The organism is Mesobacillus sp. (assembly GCF_049588175.1).
Classification (GTDB): Bacteria; Bacillota; Bacilli; order Bacillales; family Cytobacillaceae; genus Mesobacillus.
In genome coordinates, this window is the sequence record NZ_JBAVFI010000052.1 from 1 (window position 1) to 7,686 (window position 7,686).

The 7,686-nt window shown below is 40.7% G+C and carries 10 protein-coding genes and 1 pseudogene; 5 read left to right on the forward strand and 6 right to left on the reverse strand.

Annotated elements, in window-relative coordinates; translation table 11 throughout:
* Nucleotides 1-379, forward strand: a 379-nt coding sequence (locus WB217_RS01205; RefSeq protein ID WP_423989881.1) for a flavodoxin-dependent (E)-4-hydroxy-3-methylbut-2-enyl-diphosphate synthase, incomplete at its 5' end; no start/stop codon positions are given.
* Nucleotides 380-439: 60 nt separating this feature from the next.
* On the opposite strand, the gene WB217_RS01210 is transcribed toward WB217_RS01205, so the two are convergent.
* A complete protein-coding gene (locus tag WB217_RS01210) occupies nt 440-766 on the reverse strand; it encodes a hypothetical protein (RefSeq protein WP_423989898.1) in 327 nt (108 codons plus the stop codon).
* 247 nt (nt 767-1,013) lie between these two features.
* Here WB217_RS01210 and WB217_RS01215 point away from each other — a divergent pair, with 247 nt between their 5' ends.
* Complete coding sequence (locus WB217_RS01215; protein WP_423989883.1) at nt 1,014-1,583, forward strand: hypothetical protein; 570 nt, start codon at nt 1,014-1,016, stop codon at nt 1,581-1,583.
* Nucleotides 1,584-1,618: 35 nt separating this feature from the next.
* Here the strand turns inward: WB217_RS01215 and WB217_RS01220 are convergent, their stop codons facing one another.
* From WB217_RS01220 to WB217_RS01230, 3 genes are read right to left on the reverse strand one after another with little or no spacing between them, the layout of a single operon-like run.
* Nucleotides 1,619-2,032, reverse strand: a complete 414-nt coding sequence (locus tag WB217_RS01220; RefSeq protein ID WP_423989884.1) for a Fur family transcriptional regulator — start codon at nt 2,030-2,032, stop codon at nt 1,619-1,621.
* 12 nt (nt 2,033-2,044) lie between these two features.
* Entirely contained in the window at nt 2,045-2,887 is an 843-nt protein-coding gene (locus tag WB217_RS01225) for a metal ABC transporter permease (protein ID WP_423989886.1), read from the reverse strand.
* On the reverse strand, nt 2,880-3,668 hold the full coding sequence (locus WB217_RS01230; protein WP_423989888.1) for a metal ABC transporter ATP-binding protein: 789 nt from the start codon (nt 3,666-3,668) through the stop codon (nt 2,880-2,882). Before WB217_RS01230 ends, WB217_RS01225 begins: the two co-directional genes overlap by 8 nt.
* A 259-nt stretch (nt 3,669-3,927) precedes the next feature.
* On the opposite strand from WB217_RS01230, the gene WB217_RS01235 reads away from it, so the two are divergent.
* The gene (locus WB217_RS01235) at nt 3,928-4,182 is read left to right on the forward strand and encodes a DUF2624 domain-containing protein (protein ID WP_423989890.1); all 255 of its coding nucleotides are present in this window, start codon (nt 3,928-3,930) and stop codon (nt 4,180-4,182) included.
* A 96-nt stretch (nt 4,183-4,278) separates the two neighbouring features.
* Here the strand turns inward: WB217_RS01235 and WB217_RS01240 are convergent, their stop codons facing one another.
* A complete protein-coding gene (locus WB217_RS01240; RefSeq protein WP_423989892.1) occupies nt 4,279-5,169 on the reverse strand; it encodes a deoxyribonuclease IV in 891 nt (296 codons plus the stop codon).
* Nucleotides 5,170-5,202: 33 nt separating this feature from the next.
* Nucleotides 5,203-6,516, reverse strand: coding sequence for a DEAD/DEAH box helicase (locus WB217_RS01245; RefSeq protein WP_423989894.1), 1,314 nt, complete (start codon nt 6,514-6,516; stop codon nt 5,203-5,205).
* 240 nt (nt 6,517-6,756) lie between these two features.
* Here WB217_RS01245 and vrrA point away from each other — a divergent pair, with 240 nt between their 5' ends.
* Together vrrA and WB217_RS01255 are read left to right on the forward strand one after the other, a co-directional pair.
* Complete coding sequence (gene vrrA / locus WB217_RS01250) at nt 6,757-7,401, forward strand: VrrA/YqfQ family protein (RefSeq protein ID WP_423989896.1); 645 nt, start codon at nt 6,757-6,759, stop codon at nt 7,399-7,401.
* 110 nt (nt 7,402-7,511) lie between these two features.
* Nucleotides 7,512-7,686 (forward strand): annotated as a pseudogene (locus WB217_RS01255) (4-hydroxy-3-methylbut-2-enyl diphosphate reductase); the annotation flags it as partial.

The window sequence follows — 7,686 nt, forward strand, 5'->3', positions numbered from 1 at the left end:
GGTAAAGGTCGCAAGAGAACTATTAAAGTCGTTTGGCCTAGCCGCTAATGCTGCGACACTTATTTCATGCCCCACATGCGGAAGAATTGAAATCGACTTAATCAGCATTGCCAACGAGGTAGAAGAATACATCTCAAAAATTAAAGCCCCAATCAAGGTCGCAGTCCTTGGCTGCGCTGTTAACGGCCCTGGAGAAGCACGTGAGGCGGATATCGGCATTGCGGGAGCAAGAGGGGAAGGCTTGTTATTCCGAAAGGGTGAGATAGTCCGTAAGGTTCCTGAAGCGACAATGGTAGAGGAATTGAAGAAGGAAATCGATAAGATTGCTGAAGAAAAGCTGCGTGAAGCTGCAGAAGCGGCTGCCACGGTCCAGCAATAAGTAAATGAAAGACCCGGGAAACGAATTCCCGGGTCTTTTTATGGAAATTCTTCAATCCCGTTAAAAAAACGGCAGGATGAAGATGCCAACTAAAATAGAAATTACCCCTATTCCAATTGCCCAGCTTCCGAGGGCGGATCCTCTTCTGCGGGCCATGAAGCCAAGGATAATCCCAGCTGCTCCGAAGAGAACAGGTAAAATAAACAGCGACAAGATCGATAGGGCAAGAGCTGAATAGGCAAGCCCTCTTCCTCCAGTTTCAGTTTCCTCATCTGATCCTCTTCTTACTAAAGGTGCAGGTGCAGCAATTTCTGCCGCTGTTTCTTCCCGGTAGTGTTCATCACGTGCAGGAGCGGCGATTTCTTCCGCGGTCTCTTCCTGATAAATTTCAGCACGCGCATCTCTTACCGTAATCACATCCTGCTTAGGTTCAGTGATATATTCGGTACCTCTCTGTTCTCGTTCTTGGTCTGCCACTTTAATCCCTCGCTTTCTTTAAGTGGAGCATTTATTATTGTTTACGACTTCGCCGTTTTTCAGCATGGCAATGTTTGACTGAATTTAAAGAACTTCTTTTGCGCCATCTATACATTTGGTAAGATTAAGGAAAGATATTTTTTAAGGAGCAAACTGAATGAAAAGACGTTTTGGTATAGATATTGATGGTACAGTTACCTGTCCAACCACATTTGTTCCATATTTAAATGATGCATTTGGATTGAATATTACACTTAATGACATTAAGCAGTATGACTTTATGCCACTAGTAACGGTCTCTGAAAAAGAATTTTATGACTGGTTCAAAAATATGGAGCCTGTCATTTATTCACGATCCCCTTTGGCTGCAGGAGCAAAAGAAATCTTAAAAAGATGGGAAAAAGAGCACGAGTTGTATTTCATCAGTGCCAGAGACAGCCACTTGCTGGATATAACAAAGGAATGGTTTACAAATCAAGAACTGATGTACAATGATATCCATTTAATAGGTTCCCATGATAAAATCGAGGCTGCAAAAAAATACGATGTCGATATTTTCCTTGAGGATAAGCATGATAACGCGGTGAATCTTCATGAAGAACTAAACATCCCAGTACTGTTATTTAATACACCTTACAATCAAGATCCAATCCCAGATGGAGTCATTCGTGTAAACGACTGGAAGGAAGCCCACACCTGGGTGCAAAACTGGATTAAAAATAATTAAAACGGCCTGTTTCCAGGCCGTTTTTTTTCAAGCTGTTATTGAATACACTCGGGACAGCGCCCATAAATTTCAAATTTATGTCCCGATATATCGTAGCCTTTAAAGCTAGCTTCAATATTTCTCATTGGGCAAGTTTCGATTTCCTTTGTTTTTCCGCAGTCGAGACAGATAAAATGATGATGATGCTCTTTGTGTGAGCAGGTGAACCGAAAATGCTTTTCTCCAGAAAGCTCCGTCATTTCAAGAATACCTAGATCTACAAATACACTTAAATTACGATAAATGGTATCAAAACTCAGACCAGGATAATTCTCCTTCATTTGTTCTAATACATCACGTGCAGTTAAGTATTTATCATTATCGGAAAAGAGCTGGAGCATGTCCTCACGTTTACCTGTATGCTTAAAACCTTGCTCCTTGAGCAGGTTCATTGCTTCTAATACGTTCATGAAATCACCCCATTACAATGATCTTGATGTTGCACGTTTCTTAAGCCATATAGCCAAGACAAGAATGAGTACTGCAATCATCACGATTGTTCCTCCTGGCGCTAAATTCAGGTAGTAGGATAGGAAAAGTCCGCCTAACACAGAGATTTCGCCAAACAGGATGGAGAAAAAGATGGTCTGCTTAAATCCTTTTGCGAATCGAATGCTAGCAGCAACTGGCAATGTCATCAGTGATGAAACGAGCAGGATGCCGACAATTCTCATCGATGCAGCAATGACCAATGCTACCATTACAATAAAAATAAAATGGAGGGTTTTTGCAGCGATTCCTGTTGCTCTCGCATACTCTTCATCAAAAGATAACAGGAATAATTCTTTATATAATAAAACAACAAGCATGATGACAAGTATGCTAATAATAGCAATTGTCCAGAGGTCCATTCTGCTTACAGCACTGACACTGCCAAATAAATAGCTGAATAAATCGGTATTGAACCCGTCTGCAAGGGAAATGAAGATGACTCCTAACCCAATACCCCCAGAAAGGATGATCGGTATTGCCAATTCCTGATAATGTTTATAAACCGTTCTTAGTTTTTCAATAAATAGTGACCCCGTCACTGAAAAAGCCATTCCCATATAAAGCGGATTAACTCCGCTGAATAACAAGAATTTCTTTTCAAGCAGAAGGCTTGCCGCAATCCCCGCAAGTGTTACATGGCTCAAGGCATCAGCAATGAGCGAAAGTCTGCGGACGACAATAAAGACACCCAGCAAAGGAGCTATAACTCCTATGATCATTCCAGTTAAAAAAGCATTTTGTAAAAATTCATATTGCATCAAACCGCTAATCATGATGAGCCCCCTCGTGATGGTGGTGATCATGAGTCAAAACATGAACATCATGCCCATAGATTTCTGACACCTCGTTGATTTTTAGCTGCTCAAACTCCTCGGTACTCCCGTGGAAATGCATATTTTTATTTAGGCATGCCACATTTGTTACTTTATCAGAAATCGTACCAATATCATGAGTAACAAGAAGCAAGGTAATTCCATTCTGTTTATTTAACATTTCTAGCATTTCGTAGAACGAATTCACATTTTTTGCATCGACCCCGACAGTTGGTTCATCAAGAATCAGCAATTCTGGATTGCTAACGAGTGCCCTGGCGATAAAGACCCTTTGCTGCTGTCCGCCGGATAGTTCGCCAATATTACGGTCCATGAACATTTCCATCCCGACAGATTCAATTGCCTGCTTAATGTTATCATGGTCCTTTTTCTGTAAGAACCTGAAAAGTCCTAGCTTCTTAGTCAATCCACTTGCCACTACCTCAAATACTGTTGCCGGAAACCCGGTATTGAAGGAGTTGGCCTTTTGGGACACAAAACCGATTTTATGGTGCTCTTTGAATTTTCCAATTTCCTGCCCAAATAAACGAATCGTACCTTTTTGCGGCTTAATCAGACCTAGCATCAATTTAAGCAAGGTCGACTTACCCGATCCATTCGGGCCGACAATCGCCAAAAAGCTCCCCTTTTGGATAGACAGATTTATATTTTCAAGTACATTCTCCTTATCATATCGATAAGACAAATTCTGTACCTGGACGATATAATTGTTACTGCTCATTTCATCACCCACAAAATAAGAATCATTACGATTTACATTTAGTAGTATATCTTTATCCGTCCAAATTGTAAACTATCTGATTTTACCGCCCACATTCCACATTGACTCCACCGCCGCTTACTTTTACTCCAGTCGGATTTCGAAGTCATTTCAAAATTCGGCTCTGGTAAAGCTCAAAGTCGTTATTTAATTATCTGGCAAAAAAACTGTCACTATTTCCATTCCGGGCTCATACCCTACTATGGAGGAGTGATGATCTTTGGCTATTTTTGAAAATATCATTAACCATAAAATAAGTAATATTACAGCTGATGAATTGCTGAAATATGCCTCTCAATTTCAAATTTCAATCACAATGGGGCAAGCACAAAAAGTTGCTGGGTACTTACGAGGAAAAAAAGTCAACATTTTTAATGATTCAGAAAGAACTGCACTGATCAAAGAAATTGCCCGCATCACAAGTCCAGAAACCGCCCGAGAAGTTAACAAGCTTTTTGTGAAATTTACGAAATAATGGAAATCTTAATCATAATACATTGATTTCTCAATCAAAAAACAAATAATCAAAAAGCTGTGGAATTCTCCACAGCTTTAACTTTGTTATTTTATTTTAGCTATTCATGATCATATCAAGCAGATTTTCTTCAAACTGCTTGCTTTTAAGCATGGCTATTTCATGTTTATATGGTGCTTTCTTATTATTCTTATCCTCACCAACAAAAGGAGTTTCAAGGATTTTTGGTACGCTTGTAAGCTGAGGATGATGTACAATATAGCTCAACGCCTCGAAGCCAATATGGCCAAACCCAATGTTCTCATGGCGGTCTTTTCTCATGCCAACAGCATTCTTGCTATCATTTATGTGGAGCACTTTCAGCCTGTCCAGTCCAACGATTTTATCGAATTCATTCAGGACACCATCAAAGTCCTCAATGATAGGATATCCAGCATCATGCGTATGGCATGTGTCAAAGCAAACAGAAAGCTTATCGTTGTAAATGACGCCATCCATAATCATCGCGAGCTCTTCAAAGGATTTTCCGCACTCTGATCCTTTTCCAGCCATTGTTTCCAAAGCGATTTGAACATTCTCTTTACCGGTCAAAACCTCATTAATGCCCTCGACTATTTTTTGAATTCCTTTTTCTGTGCCTGCTCCAACATGGGCGCCCGGATGCAGAACGATTTGCCTGGCACCAAGAGCCTCTGTTCGCTCCATTTCGCTTCTTAAGAATCTTACACCCAGATCAAACGTATCCGGATTTTCAGAATTTCCAATATTGATGATATATGGTGCATGGACAATGATTTCATCTATGCCATGCTGTTCCATATGTCTTCGCCCTTCTTCAATATTCAAATCCTCAATTTTTTTCCTTCTCGTATTCTGAGGTGCCCCTGTATAGATCATAAAGGTATTTGCCCCATATGAGACGGCTTCTTCACTTGCTGCTAGCAGCATTTTCTTACCGCTCATGGAAACATGTGAGCCAATTAACATTACTGATCTCTCCCTAAAATATTTACAGTTTGTTTATTTTTTTTTATTTAAGCGATTTTGACGTTTTTTGATTTTATCCATTTCCCACTGCATCTTTTTCTTATAGCCTGGCTTAACCTTTTTAGGTTTTGAAACAAGCGATTTGGCCACTGCTTCACCTGGTGTTTCTTTTTTCTTTCTATTTTGGCGTCTGTTTCGCTCTTCAATTTCGGTAAATTCGCCTTTCTTCACATCGATGTTTTTAAAGGCGATCCCCATTTTTTCGAGGCGTATTAATGCATCTTCATCAGACTGTTCGTAAACCGTCAAAGCGATTCCCGAGGCACCTGCACGTGCTGTACGCCCAACCCTGTGGATGTAAAAATCAAGGTCTGTTGGCAATTCATAATTAATTACATGACTGATTCCCTGTATGTCGATTCCCCTTGCAGCAAGGTCTGTAGCGACAATATATTGAAATTCCAGGTCTTTAACCTGCTTCATGACTCTTTTACGCTCACGAGGACTTAAATCCCCATGAATTCGGCCAACCTTCATGCCTTTTGAGATTAATCCGTCCGCTATCTCATCTGCTTTCTTTTTCGTATTGGCAAAAACAATCCCAAGGTACGGATTGAATGCCAAGAGCGCAGAATGGACGAGACCTATTTTATCCCTGTGTCGAGTTGGCAGCAGAAGATGTTCAATATTCTCCGCTGTTGCTTGCTTCGGATCTACTTGTACATATTTTGGGTTTTCCATATATTTTTTCAAGAAAGGCTTAAGCTTTTCAGGAATGGTTGCCGAAAATACTAACATCTGAAGCTTTTCAGGCATCCGTGATGCAAATTGATCAATGTCTTCAATGAATCCCATATCAAGCATTAAATCAGCTTCATCCACAACAAGCATGTTAGCATTGTGAACAAAAAGTGCATTTTCTTTTACAAGGTCGTTAATCCTTCCTGGTGTCCCGATAACAATCTGAGGCTGTGTTTTTAGCTTATCGATCATTCTCTGCTTATCAGTGCCGCCAATGTAGCAGCGTGCAGTAATTTTCTCTTCCTGAGGTGCATGTTCCGCTATCTTGAGAACTTCATGGTAAATTTGATTCGCAAGCTCTCTTGTTGGGGCTGTAATGATGGCTTGAACTTCATTGCGGGAAGCATCAAGCTTGTCCATGATTGGGAGAACGTATGCATGTGTTTTCCCTGTTCCAGTCTGTGACTGGCCAATTGCGCTATCACCTTTGATAATTGTCGGAATCAAGCGTTCCTGAATTTCAGTTGGCTCATGAAAACCAAGTTTTTTAACAGCATCTATAATGTATGGCTTAAATTCATATCGATCAAATTTCGTTTCAGTCATTGTTTACTCCTTTTTTACCCATACCCTTAAAATAGGGAATCAGCCCGTTCCGTAAGCTGGTCTTTCAGGTTCATCCTGTAATTATAATCAAGATTGAAGAAAATCTCCAATCAGTACTATCTTAACCTTTCCTCATGAAAAAACAAACCTGTTTCGTGCCGAATGCTCTTTTTTTAAAACCAAATCTGAAGCACCGCATACTCTAATAGGAGATGATTTATTTAGAAAGGAGGGGTCAGAATGCTACAAGGACCACGTATGAACTCACACGGAATGCAGCCTCATCATTATATAGGGCCAGGATATATGGGATCACCTGCCATGCATCCCCGCCAAATATACCCCAACCAGTTCGGACAAAGGCCAGGTATCCAACAGGGGCAATTTGGACCAAGGATGGGCAGAAATCCACAATCTCGACAGGGTGGCGGAGGCTTACTTGCGAAACTTCTAGGTAAAGGCGGAAGGGGCCAAAGTAATGCTTTGCCTGGATTTTTGTCACAAGGCGGCGGAACAGCAAGAGCTGCGAGCTCTGGAGGTGGAATCCTGAAAACCCTGACAGATCCTTCAGCACTTAATGGATTCCTTAACAACACACAGCAGGTTTTAAAGACTGCGCAACAATTTGGACCCATGATTCAGCAATACGGTCCTCTCGTCCGCAACATTCCCTCGATGTGGAAACTTTACAAAGGACTGAAGGATTTACCTGATGCAGAAGATCAAAGTGAACAAGAAGTGAATGAAGTTAAAGAAGAAACAGCCAGTGAGGGTAAAGATGTAAAAACAGCTTCATCAAAAGCAAAAAGAAAACCAGCAGCCCGGAAAACCTCTGCTAAACAGCAAAGTCCCAAGGGTTCATCATCTCCTAAATTATTCTATTAGCGAATTAAATTAGTAAAGTCATTCCATTAATGAAAGTCGCTTTTGTATTCTTTCTATAAGTTTTATATAATAAAAGAGAGAATCAGAGGTATTCGCAGGAGGATGACTCAATGAATGTAATTAAGATTTCACCTCGCGGCTATTGCTATGGTGTCGTGGACGCTATGGTCATTGCACGTAATGCTGCATTGGATAAAAGTTTGCCGAGGCCAATATATATACTTGGGATGATTGTTCACAACAAACATGTGACGGATGCATTTGAAGAAGAAGGCATCATCACAT

Bases quoted from the DNA above. Each gene is read 5' to 3' on its own strand.
- WB217_RS01215 (WP_423989883.1), top strand. From the start codon at position 1,014: ATGAAAAGACGTTTTGGTATAGATATTGATGGTACAGTTACCTGTCCA.
- WB217_RS01220 (WP_423989884.1), bottom strand. From the start codon at position 2,032: ATGAACGTATTAGAAGCAATGAACCTGCTCAAGGAGCAAGGTTTTAAG.
- WB217_RS01225 (WP_423989886.1), bottom strand. From the start codon at position 2,887: ATGATTAGCGGTTTGATGCAATATGAATTTTTACAAAATGCTTTTTTA.
- WB217_RS01230 (WP_423989888.1), bottom strand. From the start codon at position 3,668: ATGAGCAGTAACAATTATATCGTCCAGGTACAGAATTTGTCTTATCGA.
- WB217_RS01240 (WP_423989892.1), bottom strand. From the start codon at position 5,169: ATGTTAATTGGCTCACATGTTTCCATGAGCGGTAAGAAAATGCTGCTA.
- WB217_RS01245 (WP_423989894.1), bottom strand. From the start codon at position 6,516: ATGACTGAAACGAAATTTGATCGATATGAATTTAAGCCATACATTATA.
- vrrA (WP_423989896.1), top strand. From the start codon at position 6,757: ATGCTACAAGGACCACGTATGAACTCACACGGAATGCAGCCTCATCAT.